General features: G+C 67.4%; 15 protein-coding genes and 2 pseudogenes. 9 read left to right on the plus strand and 8 right to left on the minus strand.

From position 1 onward, the window contains the following. Positions 1-35: 35 nt before the first annotated feature. Positions 36-653 (minus strand): hypothetical protein, encoded by a 618-nt coding sequence (locus ACIBK1_RS32820; RefSeq protein WP_142651829.1) that lies wholly within the window; start codon positions 651-653, stop codon positions 36-38. Next, positions 650-940 (minus strand): hypothetical protein, encoded by a 291-nt coding sequence (locus tag ACIBK1_RS32825; protein ID WP_142624562.1) that lies wholly within the window; start codon positions 938-940, stop codon positions 650-652. The genes ACIBK1_RS32820 and ACIBK1_RS32825 overlap by 4 nt, the downstream gene beginning before the upstream one ends. A 191-nt stretch (positions 941-1,131) precedes the next feature. On the opposite strand from ACIBK1_RS32825, the gene ACIBK1_RS32830 reads away from it, so the two are divergent. From ACIBK1_RS32830 to ACIBK1_RS32845, 4 genes are all read left to right on the plus strand, one after another. Beyond that, the gene (locus ACIBK1_RS32830; RefSeq protein WP_142651828.1) at positions 1,132-1,410 is read left to right on the plus strand and encodes a helix-turn-helix domain-containing protein; all 279 of its coding nucleotides are present in this window, start codon (positions 1,132-1,134) and stop codon (positions 1,408-1,410) included. A 15-nt stretch (positions 1,411-1,425) separates the two neighbouring features. Further along, the gene (locus ACIBK1_RS32835; RefSeq protein WP_142651827.1) at positions 1,426-2,349 is read left to right on the plus strand and encodes a C40 family peptidase; all 924 of its coding nucleotides are present in this window, start codon (positions 1,426-1,428) and stop codon (positions 2,347-2,349) included. Then, complete coding sequence (locus ACIBK1_RS32840; protein WP_142651826.1) at positions 2,346-2,567, plus strand: helix-turn-helix domain-containing protein; 222 nt, start codon at positions 2,346-2,348, stop codon at positions 2,565-2,567. The genes ACIBK1_RS32835 and ACIBK1_RS32840 overlap by 4 nt, the downstream gene beginning before the upstream one ends. 139 nt (positions 2,568-2,706) lie before the next feature. Beyond that, positions 2,707-2,826, plus strand: a complete 120-nt coding sequence (locus ACIBK1_RS32845; protein ID WP_142651873.1) for a DUF2637 domain-containing protein — start codon at positions 2,707-2,709, stop codon at positions 2,824-2,826. A 2-nt stretch (positions 2,827-2,828) separates the two neighbouring features. Here ACIBK1_RS32845 and ACIBK1_RS40625 read toward each other — a convergent pair. Continuing rightward, a pseudogene (locus ACIBK1_RS40625) lies at positions 2,829-3,225 on the minus strand (transposase); the annotation flags it as partial. Positions 3,226-3,257: 32 nt separating this feature from the next. Next, positions 3,258-4,258: pseudogene (locus tag ACIBK1_RS32855) on the minus strand (IS5 family transposase). 205 nt (positions 4,259-4,463) lie between these two features. Between ACIBK1_RS32855 and ACIBK1_RS32860 the strand changes: the two are divergent. The 5 genes from ACIBK1_RS32860 (at position 4,464) to ACIBK1_RS32880 (ending at position 11,226) form a co-directional block, all read left to right on the plus strand. Continuing rightward, positions 4,464-4,739 carry a hypothetical protein gene (locus ACIBK1_RS32860; RefSeq protein ID WP_142652731.1) on the plus strand — a complete coding sequence of 92 codons (276 nt, stop codon included), beginning with the start codon at positions 4,464-4,466 and terminating at the stop codon, positions 4,737-4,739. Between the two features lie 829 nt (positions 4,740-5,568). Further along, positions 5,569-5,733, plus strand: coding sequence for a hypothetical protein (locus ACIBK1_RS32865; RefSeq protein ID WP_168066675.1), 165 nt, complete (start codon positions 5,569-5,571; stop codon positions 5,731-5,733). A 39-nt stretch (positions 5,734-5,772) separates the two neighbouring features. After that, complete coding sequence (locus ACIBK1_RS32870; RefSeq protein WP_396739577.1) at positions 5,773-6,810, plus strand: endonuclease/exonuclease/phosphatase family protein; 1,038 nt, start codon at positions 5,773-5,775, stop codon at positions 6,808-6,810. 449 nt (positions 6,811-7,259) lie between these two features. Then, positions 7,260-8,090, plus strand: a complete 831-nt coding sequence (locus ACIBK1_RS32875) for a hypothetical protein (RefSeq protein WP_142652743.1) — start codon at positions 7,260-7,262, stop codon at positions 8,088-8,090. 2,770 nt (positions 8,091-10,860) lie between these two features. Then, positions 10,861-11,226 (plus strand): hypothetical protein, encoded by a 366-nt coding sequence (locus tag ACIBK1_RS32880; protein ID WP_142652479.1) that lies wholly within the window; start codon positions 10,861-10,863, stop codon positions 11,224-11,226. A gap of 688 nt (positions 11,227-11,914) precedes the next feature. Here the strand turns inward: ACIBK1_RS32880 and ACIBK1_RS32885 are convergent. Genes ACIBK1_RS32885 through cas7g form a run of 4 tightly spaced genes read right to left on the minus strand, consistent with a single transcriptional unit; the run spans position 11,915 to position 18,470 of the window. Then, positions 11,915-12,913, minus strand: coding sequence for a hypothetical protein (locus ACIBK1_RS32885; protein WP_142652478.1), 999 nt, complete (start codon positions 12,911-12,913; stop codon positions 11,915-11,917). After that, positions 12,910-15,684: a type I-G CRISPR-associated helicase/endonuclease Cas3g gene (cas3g, locus tag ACIBK1_RS32890; RefSeq protein ID WP_142652477.1), complete on the minus strand. Its 2,775-nt coding sequence runs from the start codon at positions 15,682-15,684 to the stop codon at positions 12,910-12,912. The genes ACIBK1_RS32885 and cas3g overlap by 4 nt, the downstream gene beginning before the upstream one ends. Further along, positions 15,681-17,201, minus strand: coding sequence for a type I-G CRISPR-associated protein Csb2 (gene csb2 / locus ACIBK1_RS32895; protein WP_142652476.1), 1,521 nt, complete (start codon positions 17,199-17,201; stop codon positions 15,681-15,683). The genes cas3g and csb2 overlap by 4 nt, the downstream gene beginning before the upstream one ends. Before the next feature lie 6 nt (positions 17,202-17,207). Beyond that, positions 17,208-18,470: a type I-G CRISPR-associated RAMP protein Csb1/Cas7g gene (gene cas7g / locus ACIBK1_RS32900; RefSeq protein WP_260617557.1), complete on the minus strand. Its 1,263-nt coding sequence runs from the start codon at positions 18,468-18,470 to the stop codon at positions 17,208-17,210. Positions 18,471-18,648: the final 178 nt, after the last annotated feature.

Consider the following 18,648-nt stretch of genomic DNA (forward strand, 5'->3'; position numbering starts at 1 on the left):
CTTGGAGAAAGCAGGCTCTCGCACGGCATGGTTGGTCACTCCTTGAAGCGGGTGTAGCCGTCGAGAGACTTGAGCTCCGTCGCGGCGTTGCCCCAGTCGCCGTCCAGTGGCGCGACCACGCGCCAGTCGCCGTCCCGCCAGACGACCTGGATGCGGGTGGTGGCTCGGACCGTGGTGCCGCGTCGGTCCGGGCCGGCGCTGACGATGTCGACGGTGGCGGCATCGGCGGCGTAGGACTCCCAGCGGTAGGCCTCCTCATCCACGTAGGCCTTGCCGAGCGGACTGCCTTGGGGGAGTCCGGCTTCCTGCCTGCTCTCCTCGTATGTGGTCCGCGTCTGCTCCAGGAGACGACCTGCGTCCGGACCGACCACCTGCTCGGTGATGGTGGGCTCGAACACGGTCGGGCCCCACTGCGAGTTCGCCCGTACGCCGATGTGCAGCGCGGCGAGCAGCGCACCCTCCCGGGTGTGGGAGAAGCCCTTGGCGCGGTCATGGTCGAGCACGCGCGGGCCGTCGAGGTCCGACAGCGGCAGCCGTACTCCATGAAAGTCCAGCCAGGTGATGCGCGCCTGGCGGGCCGGGGGAGCCGGTGTTGTCGACGTGCCGCAGGCGCACGCCGTCAGCAGCACCAGGACGAGGGCGGGCGCCTTCATCGGAGGAACATCCCGACGATGCCGGAGGCGGTCGCGGCCAGGCTGAGCCCGCCGAGCACCCAGGGGATGCCGGACGCGCCGTCGGCCGCGAAGGACGAGCGGTTCTTGCGGCCGATCGCCATCTGCGCGCCGCAGATGAGCAGGCCGGCGACGCCCGCGACGATGACGCCCCACTTGCCCCAGCCGAGGATGGTCGTGATCGGCCTCTCTAGGCCCGGCGGTGCGATCGGCGCCGGATTCGGCACCGGCCCCGCCTGAAGCATGTCGGCAACTGCGCTGACCAGCATGGATTGCCCTCCCTTTGCTGACATGGGGTCGATGGATTGTCGCAATCGGTAGCGTGACTGTCACGCTCCGTGGGTATTCCAGAGCGCAAGCAGTCTCAAACGGCTGCATCCGTCTTCAGGTATTCACAAGACGTGCTGTCGCAGTCGCGTGGGGGAAACTGAACGGTGACCGCTGACCACGAGGAGTGACCATGACCGATCCGCTTGGGCGTGATCCGGATGTGCTGACCACCAAGGAACTGGCCGCCAAGCTCGGGCTGTCGGCCCAGACCGTCCGCCGCATGGCCAGCGCCGGCCAGATCCCGGCGCTGCGGACCGGCAAGGACTACCGCTACTCGTGGAACGCGGTCCTCGACGTGCTGCAACAGCCCCATCCGATAGCGGGGGGCAGTGGAAATGAGGAGAGCAGGCCGGGCGCCGGACGGCTGGCGACGCAGCAAGCTCGGGACCGAGCTGCGCGGGAGTTGTGACACCGGCCGGTCTCGATGACCGCGCGGCTGCTCGTGGCGGCCGCCGGTCTGCTCATCGCGATACCGCTCGGGCTGATCCTGGCGTTCACCGCCTTGAACGGCTCCGTTGGCTGTGGTCAGGGGCAGGACGGTGGCATCCCGCCGGACTACCTGCAGCTGTATCAGCAGGCTGGGCAGAAGTACGGCATCCCCTGGCAAGTGCTCGCGGGGATTGGCAAGGCCGAAAGCGACCACGGGCGCGGTACCGGTGTCGGCATCCGGGATGGTGCGAACCGCGCCGGCGCGATGGGCCCCATGCAGTTCCTTGATACGACCTGGGCGGCGTACGGCGTGGACGGGAACGGCGACGGCCGAACGGATGTCTACGACCCGGCCGACGCGATCCCGTCGGCGGCGAAGTACCTGAAGGCGAACGGGGCGCCGGCGGACATGTACCGGGCCGTCTGGCGCTACAACCACGCCGACTGGTACGTCCGCCGGGTCCTCGGCTTCGCCCGCGGTTACTCTTCGGGCTCGGCTGGTGTGGGGGAGGAGCTGTGCGCGCTTCCTGCGGCGCGGACTGCCGTGGCCGGCCGTGTCCTCGCCTACGCGCGGATGCAGCTTGGCAAGCCGTACGCGTGGGGAGCTGAGGGGCCAGGCGCGTTCGACTGCTCGGGGCTGACCATGCGCGCCTATCAGTACGCGGGAATCCTGCTGCCGCGTGTCGCCGCCGACCAGTGGCGCCAGGGGCCCACTGTCACTCGCGGCCAGGAGCAGCCCGGCGACCTGGTCTTCATGCACCCGGGAGCCGGCGGGCCCGGGCATGTCGGGGTCGTCGTCACTCCCGGCCAGATGATCCACGCGCCGCACACCGGAGACGTCGTGCGCTACGCGTCCTATTCCGCTCGTTCTGATGTGGTCGGGTTCACCCGGCCGGCAAGCTTGATGGAGAAGAAATGAAGGGCCTCACCCTGGCCGAGCTGCAGCAACTGCCTGCGACGGTCGACCTGCTCACCGCCGCCCGGGCTCTTGGGCTTGGGCGGACCAAGGCGTACGAGCTGGCCAAGAAGGGCGAGTTCCCCTGCCGCGTCATCCGCGTCGGCGTCGCCTACCTCGTCCCTACAGCCGAACTGCTCAAGCTTCTTGGGGTGGAGCCGCAGCTCGGGGGCAATCCTTGATCTCACATGGGGGTTGATGTCGGAGGGGGGAGACGAACCAATTACACATCCCTTCGCCCTCACCACCCGCTTCCTACTCGACCAGAGGTGAGCGGTTGTGGAAACCGGTCTCTCCCTGGCTGCGCGACGCATCCGGTGTATGACGATCGCGGGTGTCGCGCTTCTGGCGCTGATCGCAGCGGTGGTCTCGTTCAAGCACATGCACGAACTCTGCCTTCGGCACGGTGAGGACCACCTAAGTACTCCAGTGACATTTTGAGATCATGAGTGAGGTCTGCGCTGGTAGTGGCATCGGCGGGCGGTGGCCTGATCAGCAGGCGACGGATCTCCGGCATAGTCAAGGCAGGTGCTTTTCGTCGCCGCCGGGCTGGGATGCGGCCAGGCCCGCGGGGAAGGCCAGGGCGAGCATCGCCAGCGTGATGTGGCGGTGCCAGCCGTTCCAGCTGCGGACCTGGTAGTGGTCCAGCCCGACCTGGCCCTTGGCGGCCTGGAAGGACTCCTCGACCGTCCAGCGGATGCCGGCGATGCGCACCAGGGCGACCAGCGGCACCGGCGTGGATGCGTAGCAACGGTAGAAGGCCAGTTCCCCGGTGGTCAGGTCGCGACGGATCAGCAGCCACCGGTGACCGGGCCGGTGGGTGTCGACGCGGGTCCAGGCTCAGGCGTACTAGGGCGTGTATTTGGTTGTGATCAAGGGGTGGTCCGGGTGAGGTCTTTGATCCAGATCATCGCGGCGCGGAGGTGGAGGCCGGCGAGGTAGCTGGCAGGAGTCTTGTCGTAGCGGGTGGCGATGCCTCGCCAGGCCTTCAGCTTGTTGATCAGGCGCTCGACGGTGTTGCGCTCCTTGTACAAGCCGGCGTCGTGGCTGACCGGCTGGCCGCCCTTGCTGCCCTTCTTCTTCCGGTTCGCGGCCTGCTCCCTCTTTTCCGGGATGACCACCTTGATGCGACGTCTGCGCAGGTAAGCGCGGTTGCCGCGGGAGGAATAGGCCTTATCGGCGGCGACCGCATCGGGCCGGGTGCGGGGACGGCCGACGGGCACCCGGACGCGTACTTTCTTGAGCACGGGGATGAACTGCGGGCTGTCGGCGGCCTGTCCCGCGGTCAGAACGAACGCCAGCGGGCGGCACCTGCGGTCGGCAGCAAGGTGAATCTTGCTGGTCTGCCCGCCCCTGGACCGTCCGACCAGGGCGGCTTTCAGCCGGAGCCTCCGCCGATGCCGGATGCATCGCCGTTGTTCTGCTCCGGGGTCGTTAACCGCGTTCTGCTCCTGTCGTCCCTCCGAGTCGCCCCTTTTTGCCGGGCCTTCTCCTCCTCGGCGGCCTTCTCCAGCGCGGCGAAAGCTCGTGGCCGAGGTGTATCCCCGCAGCGTCGTGGTGCGCCCGGGCGACGGTGGAGTCCACACTGACCAAAGACAAATCCACCTCGCCGCGCCTGCCGGCTTCCGCGATCGCCCCTTCCAGCAGGGCGTCGAAGACGCCGGTATCCCTCCACTGCCGGAAGCGGTTGTGGACGGTCGGCCAGGCGCCGAACTCCTGCGGCATCTCCTGCCACCGCCCGCCCGTCCTGAACCGCCAGATCACACCCTCAAACTGCTGCCGCAGCCGCTCGGGGTACGGGCCGAACCTGCCGATCGGCAGATAAGGCTTGATGAACTCCCCACTCCTCATCCGTCAGTTGAGCACGCGTCACACACGCCGATCTAACGGATCAGGCCACGACAAACAGGCGAATCCGAAAGATTGATCACAACTTCCGGCAGTGTGACCGGCGGGGCCTGCACCGGCCTTGATCGGGTGCCTACCAGGGATCACAACTTCGTGCTGTCAGTTGCAAACTCGTGGTGCCACGCAGCCGTCCTCTCACCGGTCAATGTCCCCCAATCACGGGAGAGCTGATGCTCCGTCGTGTCCTCGTTGCGGGTGCGCTCGTCGCCTCCGCCCTCGTCGCTCCCGCTACGCTCGAGGCCCCGGCCGGTGCCACAGCCACCCATTCGGCCAGCGCTGCGGCGAGCTGCTACAAGCGGGTCGGCAACCACTGGAACTGCATCACCCCCGGCGCATACTGCCCGGCGGCCGCGCACGGGAAGTACGGGTACGCGAAGGTCACGGGCAAGCGGTACCGCTGCTCGTATTACACGAGCAACCGGCGGTGGCACTGGAAGCGGGCGTAGAGCACGACGAGGGGGGTGCGCCGGGGCGCGTCGGCGCGCGTCGAGGATGTTGGGACGCCCGGCAGGCGGCGCACTCCCGTTACCGCTCTCATGAGCTCAGCTGGTGTGGGGCGGCGAGCTGGCCTGGGTGGGACCTGGTGCCGCCTCAGACGGACACCGGGTCGGCTCGCCGGCCTCCCTGAACATGTGCGTTGAGCTACTCGGCTCCTCAGGGTCGGGTAAGCCCTCCGCGTCGGAGTTCCCACGCTGGCTCATTCCTGCCCTGCCCTACCGGGACTCCCTCGGCGGCATCCCGCTGGGATCAGGCGAGGGCATCGCCGAACCCGTACATGGGCGAGAAGACCCTCGAGACCGGCGAAACCCACTGCTACGGCCTCAATTAGGGTGCCTCGGAGGTAGTCGAGGCCGATCTGGTCGTCGATGCCACCGGCCGAGGCTTGCGGACGCCCCCGTGGCTGCAGGAGCTCGGCTACCGCAAGCCGGAGAAGGACCGGGTGAAGGTCGGCCTGGCTCACACCACCCACACTTCAGGCTGCGGTCCGACCTCTATGAGGGCGACCTGTCGATCAACTCGCTGGCTCTGCCCGCCAACGCGCGCGGCGCGTTCTTCCCAAAGCTGCCCGGCGACGTGAGCCAGCTGACGCTCACCGGCATGCTCGGCGACCTCCAACCAACCTGGAGGGCTTCCTCGCCTTCGCCAGGTCGCTGACGGTGCCGGAGATCTATGAGGCTCTGGCGACGCCGAGCCGCTCGACGACGGGGCCTTCGCCGATCGTCACCGACGCCGCCGGAGAAGGACCGCCACCAGCTCACCAGCTACCTCCGCTCCATGTGCTCCCAGGCGGCGCTGCAGGGCAGTGATCCGGACGTGGGCATCGCCATGGCGCTCCCGCTCGACCTGGCCGTAGCCGACACGGCGCCGTCCTTCGGGCACGTCGGAACCAAACTGCCGGTCGCCGAGCGGGCGCGCGGCGCAACGACGACCATGGCTTAAGGGTCATTGCGACAGATGCGCTTCTGGTTGTAAGACGGGTTGCGCGTTCTTGTTCACCCGGACAGACGAGACGGGAAAACGACGATGACTGTTATCGGAACCTGGAACGTCGAGAATCTGTTCAAATTCACGCTGGGGAGCAAGTTCGGTCCGACCAGCCAGGCGGCGTACGACGCCAAGATCGAGGGCCTAGCCGCGACCATCACCAGGGCAGGCGTCGACGTCCTGGCCGTGGAGGAGGTCGGCGACCCCGACGCGCTCGCCGAGCTGGCGGCCCGTTTGGGCGATGGGTGGCAGCACGTCACCTCCGGGATCTTCGATCCCGGGCACCCCATCCGGGTCGGGTTGTTGTCCCGACTTTCGGTCGAGGTTGTCGCTGACCGAGCGACCTTCCCCCAGCAGCTGTCTGCGATTCAAGCCGGCGATGACGGCGCGACGGCCCACCAGATGGGCCGGGGCGCCCTGGCCGTCCGCGTCACCGAACCCGACGGCCGGACCATCAACGTTATCGTCGCGCACCTGAAGAGCAAGCTGCTGTCGTTCCCGACAGGGCCCAATGGGCGGCCCCGCTTCCAGCCCCGGGACGAGGGCGAACGGGCCCGGGTAGCTGCCTACGCCCTGTACCGGCGGACCGCTGAGGCCGTCACCGTACGTGCCTTGGCCGACGAACTGCTCGCTGGTCAGGGAGAGGCGCGCCAGGTCATGGTGATGGGCGACTTCAACGACGAGCCGGAGGCCGCTACCACCCAGATCCTGCTGGGCCCGCCCGGCTCCGAATTGGGCACCAGGGGCGCCGACCAGCCCGACCGGGGCGACAAGGCCCGGCTATGGAACCTCGCCCCTCGTATCCCCGCTGCCGAGCGGTTCTCCCGGGTCTTTCACGGTCGTGGCGAACTCATCGACCACCTGCTGGTTTCGCACGTCCTCGTCGCCCGCGCCGTCGAGGTCCATACGATGCGTCCGGAGGACGGGGCCAGCCCGCACGACGGGCTGCCCTCGATGACCGAAGACCCCACCAGCCGTCGCGACGCGCCGGCCTCCGACCACGCCATGCTCTTCACCCGGCTCAGCCCCTGATATTCACCGGCACCGGAAAACGCCGCCGCTGGAAACGACGCGCCAACCAAGCGCCCGATGGATCGGTTCGGCGGTGATTCGTGACCACCGTCGGCGCTCGGCTCGTCGATATGACAGTTCACCCCCTTCCGGGAGAGGGGCGTGGGCCACGGTGAGCAGGGAACGCCGGGTGCTGCTGGATTCCTGCTCAATGTGCCGGCCAGAGCCGTCTGGTAATTGATGTAGCCAGCCACCGTCCCTGCGGTATCGAGAGCAACCAAGAGGCTGGTAGAGCTCTTGAGAAGCAGATCGCGCACATCGTCGATAGGGGCGTCCGTTCGTACGAAGAAGGTCTGAGGAACAACGGAACCGGATCATGCGCTAAGCGTTCGGACGCTTGTAAGTGGGCCCCGGGAGCTCCCGCCGCTGGCGGGCCCGGGGCCTGCAGATTTCCCCTAGAAGGAGACCCCTTGGTCTACGAGTTCAAGAACAACAGGTCCACGTTCCGGCGAGCCGATCACTTCGCCGCTGAGTTGCTGGCTGCAGCCGACCGGATCACTGAGGGCGGGTACGTGGACGTCCGCGCCGAGCATGTGCCGATCTTCCCACTGATGTTCGGCTGGTGGCGATTTGTTAACCAGAGCGCCAAGGCGTTCTGGCATGCCCACAACGCGGGCTACTCTGCCGAGATCGTCGTACTGAACCGCAACATCATAGACCACACCTACGCGATGGTGTGGCTCGCCGATGTCGGAGCCGCCGGCCTAGAAGCTGCGGAAGGTATTCAGCACAACCGGAATCAGGGCATCTATGAGGACGCCGTGGGAAATGACTGGGACATCCCGGCCGACGCTGACCCCGGCCCGCCGCCCGTCGGCCCCTCCGACCCGGATGCAGCCAAGCGGTACAGGACTCTCATGGGGGAGATCGGCTCTTTCCAGGAGCGGGCGAAGCACTTTGGCCCTCCGGACATGTACACGGTGTATCGGCACCTGTCGGAATACACCCATGCTGGTGTGACGACCGCCGACAAGTACGCCGAGCAGGTCGGGGACGGCAAGTTCCGACTGCGCACCACGTCCCGCAATCTCGGTTACGCCGACGCCATCTGGATAGCGGTGTCGCTCATCCAGGCTGGGCACGCCATCAGCCCCATGATCGTGGGCGACCCCCTGCGCAAGCTGCTGGAGCAGGCGGCCAAGGACATGGGCTTGATCTCTCCTAAGGCCATCTACCCAACCCGCCGTGTCAAGAAGAAGGGGCCCCGGCCGAAGGTGCAGACGACCGCTTCTGGGGCGTGATGTCCGCAACGTAAGGGACAACGCTCAGCGCACGGTCCAGTTCCGTTGTTCCTCAGACCTCGCTTCCCAGAGGTCGGAACCTGACGTCCGGTCGATCGCCTGGCCTTGCCTCCCCGCCCGTGAGCGCATCACTCACGGGCGGGCGCGTATCTCCCTGTTTCGGCCCGGTACTGCCCTCGCGACTCGGGCCGCGAGCCATCCCCCTTGGCGCCCCATCGCTGACTCCGCCGCCGTCTCTGTCCGTCTCCCGCCGTGCCGCGTCGTCCCTTCCCTCCCCGTCTTGGCTCCTGAGAATGTTTCTTCTCAGGAGCCATTTCGGCCCCGCGGTCGTCAACGCCTGGTCCGTCTATTCCGCCGCCGACCATTTCCTCAGCGACGCCGCCCGGGCGGCCGTCCTCGCTGGCATCTCCGCTTCGACCCGCCGCGCCTACGCTCGCGACTGATCGGCCTGCACCGCCTGGTGCGCTGAGCACGGCTGCCTCCCGCTCCCGTCAACCGCCGAGACCGTCACCGAACCCGTACGGCGCATCCCCGCTACCTGCCTCCTCCGGGCCTTGCGCGACCTTCTGGCCTTTATGACCGAGGTCGGCCACACCTCCGGCCCGCTGCTCGTCCGAATCGACCGCCACGGCCGCATTGCATGGGGGAGGGGCCCGTCGAATTGATCTTGCCTGGTGGTGGTGCCGAGGACGCTAGTTCTTTCCGTAGCGGACGCTCGTCGTGACTTGAGGATGCGGGAATCCCAGCGTCGTCCTCTCCACCAGGTCGCATGGGCCGACGAGTTCTCGCCTGCGCCAGCAGCATTCCGCCGCTCGATCCCGAGGCGATGCCCGTTTCGTCATCCGTATCGAATGCCCAGTTGGAGTGCTCGTTTCCATCTCCGGCTTCCACCGCCGGTAGTACACCCCCATCACATGGAATGTAGTCTGTGTGGCAACAGCAGAAAGCCCCGCGCGTGCCGGCCAAGCAACAACGCGGGGCCAACTGCCCGCTAGAAGGTTTGGTTCGGGCTCGGCGTCAGCCGAGCCCGTTCCTGTTCAGCAGCCAGTCCAGCAGGATTAGCCGTCCCCGTACGGCGAGTGCCACCCACTCACTGGGCCTACTCGACCTCCTGCGCCACTCCTCCATCGTCATCCCTTTCCTTCCTTTGCAGGGCTCCTCGGCGAGGCCGGGGGCGGAGCCGGTAGACCCCCGCGGGAGGTCTACGGACTCGGAAGGAAAGGGGCGAACCCTGGGGAGCGCTACGCCGAGAAGCCTAATCCGTGCGCCGCCTTTAGGCGGCAGTACAAGGCACGCCGCAAGGGGGACGAGTACATCCACCTAGCGACATAGTCGCAGGCCAACGTACGGGTACTTAGCTGGCGAAAATACCTCCTCACCTCGGACTGTATAAACCGAGGCGGTCAGGTTCCACGCACGCAGGTGCCCCCTGTAAAGCCTTGGACAGAGTTAGTGTGACTTCCATCACATCCGGTATTGTCGCCGAGGGTAAGACGGAGAGGACCCAGAAGCCGCACGGCTCCAGTCTTTCGTCCGTGCCGGTGGTCGAGGATCGCCGGGCAGCTCATCGCTGGCCCGCTCCACCCGCTCCAGGCAACTGTGCAGCTACATCGTCATCAGGCGTGGCTCGATGAAGGGCGGCGCCCAAGAGCGCCGCGACGCGTTCGGCCGCCGGTCGATTAGGTCGTCGTTAATGCCTTATGAAGGGCGGCGCTCACAAGCGCCGCGGCATCGAAGGGGTGCAGGACGACACCGTTGGGGTCATAGCCTCGATGAAGGACGGCGCTCGCAAGCGCCGCGCGTGTCACGTCTATCGCGATCAGGACATCTGGGGCACGCCTCTATGAAGGGCGGCGCCACGACCACCGCGACCGGACTCCGTCAGAGCGGCCTTCATGCAGCGGCCCTCGCCTCGATGAAGGGCGGCACCGTGAGCGCCGCGACTACGAGACCGTGATCGGCACGCCCCAGCTGCTCATGCCTGGATGAAGGGCGGTGCCCATGAGCACCGCGACTCTTACAAGGGTTTCGGCCTCCGCGTCGTGATGGAGCCTCGATGAAGGGCGGCGCCCACAAGCGCTGCGACCTGGCAACCTTGGTCCTGCCGGGCCAGTCCGTCCCCGGGCCTCGATGAAGGGCGGCGCTCAGGAGCGCCGCGACTCTGGTCCTCCCATAGGAACGCAATGTCCCGGTCGTCTCCTCGATGAAGGGCGGCGCCCACGAGCGCCACGGCTGGAACACTATCGCTCATGTCCGGGCTGCTTTCCCGCCGTAATGAAGGGCGGCGCACAACGCCGCGTCCGCGGGACGAGACCTAAGACGCCGGAACGGTCAAGCCTCGATGAAGGGCGGCACCCACGAACGCCGCAGCGATGCCCGCGGTCAGGTGGACCGACCTGCCATTGCCTCGATGAAGGGTACGCCTGCAAGCGCCGCGACTGGCGTTTCCGAGCCTGGTCCTTGTATTTCCTCGGGCCTCGATGAAGGGCGGCGCCCACGAGCGCCGCGACACCTGTTCCCCGCGGAGTCGACCACGGCGAACATCCTGCCTCGATGAAGGGCGGCGTTTCCGAGCGCCGCGTACCTGGTGCCCGTCTTCGACGAGCGCGAGTACGACGAGCCTCGATGAAGGGCGGCGCCTACAAGCGCCGCGGCGGCCTCGACGGCCTTATACACGCAGACCGTGCGCTCGCCTCGATGAAGGGCGGCACCCAGGAGCGCCACGACGGGATGTGTGGCGGCACATCACCCAGCAGCGCACCGGGCCTCGATGAAGGGCAGCGCACACATACGAGCGCTGCGATCCCGTAAGGTACACCAGCCCGTCGATCTTTTTCTGGCCTCGATGAAGGGCAGCGCCCACCAGCGCCGCGACTTCCGCCAGGAAGTCGTAGGCGGACCCCTGCACGAAGCCTCGATGAAGGGCGGCACCCGCAAGCGCCGCTACTGCGTGTCTGGACCGAACCTGAAACTGGCGGCGAAGCGCCTTGATGAAAGGCGGCGCACACGAACACCGCGACCAGGTCCCATGATTGCCGGATCAGCCGGTCACCGTGGCCTTGATGAAGGGCGGCGCCACCAGCGTCGCGACGTGCGTGACGACCCCACGGGGATCGAGATGACGAAGCCTCGATGAAGGGCGGCGTTTCCGAGCGCCGCGACCTGGTGCCCGTCTTCGGCGAGCGCGAGTACGACGAGCCTCGATGAAGGGCGGCGCCCAGGAGCGCCGCGACCCAGTCAGCAGGATCCGAAGACGGGGCTTCATCGGGTCGCCTCGATGAAGGGCGGCGCTCAGGAGCGCAGCGACGGCGAGGTCGCCGGGATCTGCGGCTACGCCGAGGCGCCTCGATGAAGGGCGGCGTCCACGAGCGCCGGGACTGCGGCCCTTGGCCTGCTGAACCCAGTGCTGGCGGCCTCGATGAAGGGCGGCACCAACGAGCGCCGCGCGCACCAACGCCACCATGGTCTTCACAGGCACGCCCTCGCCTTGATGAAGGGCGGCGCCCAGGAGCGCCGCGACTCGATGGTGGTGACGTGGCCGGCCGGAAGATGGACGCGCCTCGATGAAGGGCGGCGCCCAGAAGCGCCGCGACGCGTCCGGATCTGCCAGGCGCCACTCACGATCGAGCCTCGATGAAGGGTGGCGCCCAAGAGCGCCGAGACGCGATCGCGGTCGACTTCGACGGCGTGATCCACGCACCTCGATGAAGGGCGGCACTCACGAGCGCCGCGACCGAAGGCCGGCTCCGTGGAGATCGAGTTCAACCAGGAGCCTCAATGAAGGGCGGCGTCCGCGGGCGTCGGTCACGGCCGTTGAAGGGCGGTCATTGGCGCCTGCCGATCGGGTGGAGTTGGCCGGTGCCCGCTCGGCGTTCCGGGGCTTTGTCGCTACCGGAAATGGTCACGGGGAATGTAATGATCGCGGTCACTCCGCGAGCGTTCAGCCACAAGCGAGGGATGTCGTCGGGTGCTTGTCCGTGGGCGAGTGCGGCGGCGACGGCTTGGAACTGCGCGGAGGCGAGGATGCTGCGAAGCCGCGCGGGATGCCACGGGATACGCCACAGAGGGACGGCGAAGTGCTCGGAGCGACTGTTGCGTACGGACACGCTGGTCAAGGCTGCTCCACCGGTTCGGAGGGCGATGTGGATCTGGGAAATGCCCCACAGCGCGCACCACACCACGGTGTTGTCAGCGGGGCCCGGGGCGTCCAATCCGGTCGCCGAACGGCTGTCGGGGGCGTCGCCGGACAGTTCATCGCGTACGTGATGCCCGAGGAGCCCGTCGAGGATCTGGCTGTGCGTCCGCTCGGCAACCTTTTCCGCGATCTTGCTGAGGCGGCTGCCGATGAATTCCGCTCCGGTATTACGCGGCTGCATCTCGAGCCGGTTGGCCGCATCGTCCTGCAACCGTTTCCCCGTCCTGTCGAACCGCCAGTAGGCCGGCTCGCCGAGAGCGCCGAGAAAGCGGAGGTCGAGGTCCGCGCGGGCTGTGGTCAGGGTGTCGAGCACCTTGTGGCGCCGGTTCTGGAGTTCCTGCCAGCCGTCGTCGGTGGCGATGGCGGTTAGGCGGGGGCTCATGAGGCCGCGCGGTGTGCCGCCGAGGGTGATCGTCTCCTTCACCCAGTCGCACTTGGAAGCGTGAGCTTGGACGATACGCCCGGCGGCATCTGGGTCGATGTTCAGGTGAGGGCGCGGGCTCATGCCTGTGGTCCAGGAGATGCGCAGGTCAGTGTGGCCGGCGTCGGAGCAGATTGCGGCCAGGCCGTACAGGGCCAGGTGGGTGATGAGGCGGCGGGGGTCGCCGCCGAGAGTGATGCCGCTCATGATCCCTCGCTGGACACTTGGCCATCGGCGGCCCGTAGTAGCGCCTCCAGGTAGGCGCAGCCCCACACGCCAAAGGTCGAATGGGTTCGCTCGATCAGGTGGTCCCACTCGCCCTCGTCATAGAGGAGCCGGGCCAGTTCCCGATAGGTGTCGTCCCCGGTCAGTTCCGTGGCGGTGTGGGGGAAACCGTGGCGTCCCTGGCCATGGCTTGTGCCCACGAGACGGGCAACGAGGTCGCGGTCGCCGGTGGGGAGATGCGCGAGGGCACTCCAGCAGGCGAGTACGGACAGTTGCTCATGCCGCCACCCTGCCGGCAGGCCTGATTGAGCTCGCGCCTGGGTGATCTGCCGCAATGTGCTCATATCGCTTTTGGCCAGGGGCTGCTCGCTCGTCCGCTGGGGGTCCAGGCTGAACTGGAACCGTGGATCGGCTTTCCCGTCGTCGTGGTGGAGCCCGGCGAGTTCCAGCAAGGTGCTCAGGGATTCCAGGCCGAGCTGGTCGCTGGTGATCCGGGCCCGTTCGGCGACGGCGGCGGCATGGGCTTGTAAGGGGACGCGCTGTCGGGGTGTCCACTGCTGACGGGCGGTTTCGTCGTGCACCATCCGTCGGTTGTCTGTGATGAGGAGGGTGGCAGGTGGCTCGCCGAGCAGGTGTACCTCGAAATCCTTGAGCCTGGCCTTCCTGAGGACTTGGATTGCGGCCCGTACTTTGTCCGCCACGGGTTCGGCCAGCACCGGGGTGAGCTTGTCCAGTGCGTCGGCCAGGTCGGTCCGTGCCCGACGACTGTCGAGGCCGTCGGTGCTCATGAGGGTAGTCGCGACGGTGAGGACATGGGCGATTGCCGTCCTGGTCTCGTCGTCATTGCATGTGGCGGGGTCAAGGAAGGGACCGTGGCCAAGCCGGAAGACGAACTGACCGGTCTCCGGATCGGCGGGGCCTTCCAGCACATCCGCCGCCGCGCAGGAACCGGTCTGGTCCACCACCGGCATGCCGTCGATGACGGTGAAGATGGAAGAGCTCGCGTCCACCACGACGATGTCGCCGGGACGCAGATCTCCCGTGGAGTAGATCGACACCTCGTCGTCCCGGACGAGGAAGACGGGCGTGGAGATGTCGTCGATCCTCTTTCGGCACGTGTTGATCCTTACCGGGATCGCCTCGTAGTCGAACGGTGGGAGTGCTCGGAGCAGTTCGATGGCCGCGACCGGGTCGGTGGGCAGACCCTGTCGTACGACGACTCCCACGTCGAGGTCTTCAGCGAGGTTGTCGGACAGCCAAAGGTCCAGATCGGCGGTGGCGAACAGTTGGTCACTGGTGCGCGCCCACATCCAGGCGTCGCCCAGCTCGGCACGCTGCAACAGCGTACGGTGTCGGCGCTGGCTGGGTGGGGGATCCTCCCGCAGCGCCCACGGGGCCAGCCCTCGTGGGTCGGCCTGACGTCCGTGCAGCCACGTGAGCGCGGCATTGACGTCTTCGGGTTGGTACGGCGCGGTGTTGGCCTTGTCGCCGACGTCTTTTTCGGGCACCACCATGACGATGCGGGTGTCGGCGCGCTTGCCCCGCCGGTTGACTCGGCCAGCGCGTTGCGCGATCGCAGAACCGGAGGCCGGTTCGATCAGGGCGGCGGCCCAGTCGAGGTCGACGCCAACCTCCAGACTCTGCGTGGAGATCAGGAAATCGACCGCCGGGTTACCATCTGCGCTCAGCAAGCCCGGATTGGTGTCCCGCAGCCGGTCCAGGTCGTACGGGCGCAGTCGGCCGCACACCAGGCGCGTGACGCCACGCTTACCGAGCAGCGCGGCGAGATCCGTCGCGGTCGCCACGTTGTTCACGAAACAGCCGATGGTGGGGCCGTAGGTGTCGCGCAACCTCGTCGCGCATTCCACCATCGATGCCAGTGCGGCGGTTCGCGGGGTGCCTTTGGCCGGGATGGGCCAGGTCGGCAGCTTTAGGAACTCGACGGGCTTGGGGGTGCGTAGCCGCTCCTCCAGGGTTGGGCTCTCGGTGAGGTCGGCCTCGTCCACGTCGACCATGACCATGGCGCCGGGCTCATCCGGGGTCGCGGTCGCCTCCACAACTTGCAGCACGGGCACGGGCAACGGCCGATCGCTGATCGCGGCGAGCTCCGCCACCCGCCGGGCCGTTCGGATCAGTTGCCGAGACAGGTGCGCCTCGTCCACGACCACCGCCGAATCGAAGGCGAGCAGCCCCGCCTCCCGAGGCCGGGAGGAGGAGCTGGAGCCGTACCCACTGAAGAGGAGTCGGCTGCCCCACATGTCGGGTGTCGCACAGATGATCTGGCAGGCGGTCGCGTCGTCGCGCCAGGCGCGCGGCGCCGGCATCCCACCGCGCAGCCTGGTGACCATAAGGGGGGATACGGCATCCGCGGTGATGCGCAGTGACCGCAGGAGGTGGGCGACCTCGGCCAGGATCTCGCTGGACGGATTGCCGAGCTTGTCACGCACGCCGCAGGCGTGCTGGTACTGATCGTCGACCAGTACCCGCCGGTCCACGACCATCGATAGGCGGCGCGGCAGCCGGGGTGCAGCACCCGCCGCCATCAGCGCGACGCTGAACACATGAATGTCGATCACGCTGGTCTTCCCGGCGCCGGTCGGTGCCCCGATGACATCGGGCCACCTGCCGTCCTCGACGAGGCCCTCCAGGAGTCTGCGCTGCCAACCGAACGGTCGGATGCCGTCGTGAGGGATCCCATCCCCGCTGTTGACGGCGGAGAAGAAGTCATCGAAGTCGCTGATGGACAGAGTCATCGGGTTACCTCTTCGGCGGGGACGTCCTCGGGCACGAACAGCCCGTTGCCCAGATGCCGGGCCTGGCCGATGGCGAGCAGCCCCCGGGAGGGGGCCAGGTCAGCGAGGTCGATGATCGCCCGATAGGGGCGCAGCGGCAGCCCGGATGGGATCTTATGGACGAACCGGCTCAAGTCGCCATCCCGGACCGGCTCGGCATTTGCCACGGTGAGCCCGCCTCGCCCCACGGCTTCGGCGACCTCTCGGTACCACGCACTGCCCTTGCCCGCGGGGATGCCCAGCTGGTCCCGCAGCACCAGGCCCACCGACAGCCGGATGGCGTCGGTCAGTGTCCAGTTCCTGCCCTGGCCATGCGTCTCCGGCACAGCGGCCGGGACAGTGCGCCACAACCGGACAAGCCCGTCGCGTGGCGCGTCCCAGAACTGGTCCGCGCGCTGTTCCGGGCGTGCGGTCAAGGTCAGACGCCGGCCGGGGCGGATCTCGGTGAGCGCTGCCCATGCGTCCTTGATGACCTGGTAGTCCCCACCGTCGATGTCGGATGGCAGCATCAGGGCGAACACGGATTGTGAGATCCACCCGCAGGCGGATGCCTCCCGCTCGGTGAGGATCTGGATTGCGCACCGGTTGGCCGGACGTTCGACCCCGGGCGCGTACACCCCGGTCAGCACGGGGGGAGCGCCGTACCCGATCATCTTGATCAGGGCCTTATGCATAGTGACCGCCCAGCGCACCCGATCAGCGTCGCTGGTCAGCGGCATGTCGACGTCCGCGAGCAGTACCTGGCCCCACGGGCCGCTGGGAGGCGCCGGCTGGCGGGAAGCGTACCTGGCCGGAGCGATGGCTTTCGTGACCCGCGTCGGCCTCACATGGGTCTCATTGCTGACCAGCCGGTCCTTTGTGGCGGCAGGAGCCTTGGCATTGTCGGTCCGATAGGCGGCCAGGAGGGCCTCTGCACGACCTTGCTCCGGAACGTCCAGGTCCAGATCACCTCTGGCGTTGTCCCACCAGTCCGCATCCGGGACCAGGTCATGAGTGGGCTCGGCCGTACCGACACGCATCCGCACAGGCGTCTCTGCCATGCCCAGGTGTGACACGTCCGCGCACAGGGCCTCGATCGGCTCGCGGAGCGAGGCAGGGGGGCCGACCTGCCATGTCCATGCGTAACTTCCGTTCACCGCGACTGACCCCAGCGGTTGCGGTGTTCGGGAGAAGACCCGCCCATGCCGGCGCGTCTCCAAAAGGCGAATCCGGTAGGCCAGCCCATCGGGCTGGTTCACCGACAGCGGGGGCACACGAACTCCGTCCGGCGGATGAGTCTCCAGCCACCGAAGCGCGGCCATATCCGCCTCGCAGGGACGCAGCAGCTCGCCGTCCTGCTCGGCCCGCGGTCCGCTCGCCGCCGCGCACAACAGCGCCGCCGCCAGCCGAGCCGGCGAGGGAACCGAATCGATCTCACCGTCACCCGTGTGACCGTGGTAGGTGCCGAGCGGAAGCTCGGCGATGATGGCGTACGGCACAGCCGATCACTCCCCGTCGGCCGCGTCACCAGCCACGGCGCCCGCGACGATCGCGGGGTTTCCGTCGACCTCCAGCACCGGACCGTTCCATTGAACGCCAGCTACCTGCTCGGCGTGCGCCAACGCCTCCGCCAGCAGGGCGTCTGCCTCCTTGATGCCGAGCGGTTCGAGACTGATCGTCTGGCCGCCGCGCTGATCCATGGTCACCCTGGTGGCATCGGCCTCGAGCAGGTCGCAGTTGGCCCGCAGATACAGCTCCGCGTCCGAACGGGCCAGCCCGTTGAGCGCCAACGCCGCCAGCAGCGCTCTGCACGCCTGATCGCCCTCCGCGCCGGCGCCGAATCGCATCTGGCGCAGCGTGGCGAACGACAGCACGTGGCTTCGGATGATCCGCTCGCATGCGACACCGGCCAGTTGGTTGAGCGTGGGCGGAATTCCGCCCAATCCGAGAGGCGACGCCGAGATCAAGGTCTTGTCCTTGGTCGCTTTGTCGGCCTCCTTGAGGAGCTTGTCCGCCGTCTTCGGGCTCAGTTCGCCGTTCTGGCGCTCCACGATCTCCCGCAGATCCTTGCCCGTCAGCAGCATCTGCATTCCGACTCCGTCGACGCGTGCGCCGCCACGCAGTGACGGCTCTCGCTCGCGGCAGAATCCGATGATCTCTCCGACCAGGGCGCTGCGCCAGCGGCCCTGCCGCGCCCTTCTGCTCGAATCCCAGCCCCCGTATACGAGTGTGATGGGACTGGCATCCAGCAACGCCCGAGCGTTCGCTGGCGAGGCGTCGCGGATCGCACGGTATTCCGGCAGGTCAGTAACCGGAACGCCGGCCTTTGTCGCAGCGCGGATGTGGCCGTCATAAGCCCTGTGCGGAAGAGTGAGATCCGAGTACCTCTCGACCCGCCCATCGATCTCGTACGTGACGACGATTCGCGGCATCCGTGCCAAGACGGGGTTCCCGTCCTCAATGGCCAGCGCCAGCCCCGCCTCCGCCCGATTGAGTTGGCTCTGCTTCGAATCAATGATCACCGCGGTTCGCAACTCCCCGCCGAAGTACCGCCGCTCGTAGGCGTAGACGCTCTCCTTGCCGCGAGGGGCCGCGAACTTGGCCGGAGCCACCGCCTGGTGACTCCCTCCCGCAGGGGCGAGTTCGGTCGTGGACGTGAGACAGCTACCGCCTCCCGGGGCGGTCGCGCGTAACAGCGTGTCCAACGTGATCGAAGACAACCTCAGCTCCTTGACTTGAACGGAAATGTCGCACCCGGCTGCTATCACCGGAGGCGGGAGATGAAGGCCCGCGAAGCGGGCGACGAACCATCCCGGGCTAAATCACGCAGAGACGAGAGGCCTAGATGAAGGCGGGACGGGGTTGAACTTACTGGTTACCACGGAGAGATGAGAGGTATTTCGAAAAATCTCCTACCGCTGCGCGTCAGACCATGCGCTGAACGAG

It is taken from the genome of Microbispora rosea (genome assembly GCF_044460045.1).
GTDB classification, from domain to species: Bacteria; Actinomycetota; Actinomycetes; order Streptosporangiales; family Streptosporangiaceae; genus Microbispora; species Microbispora rosea.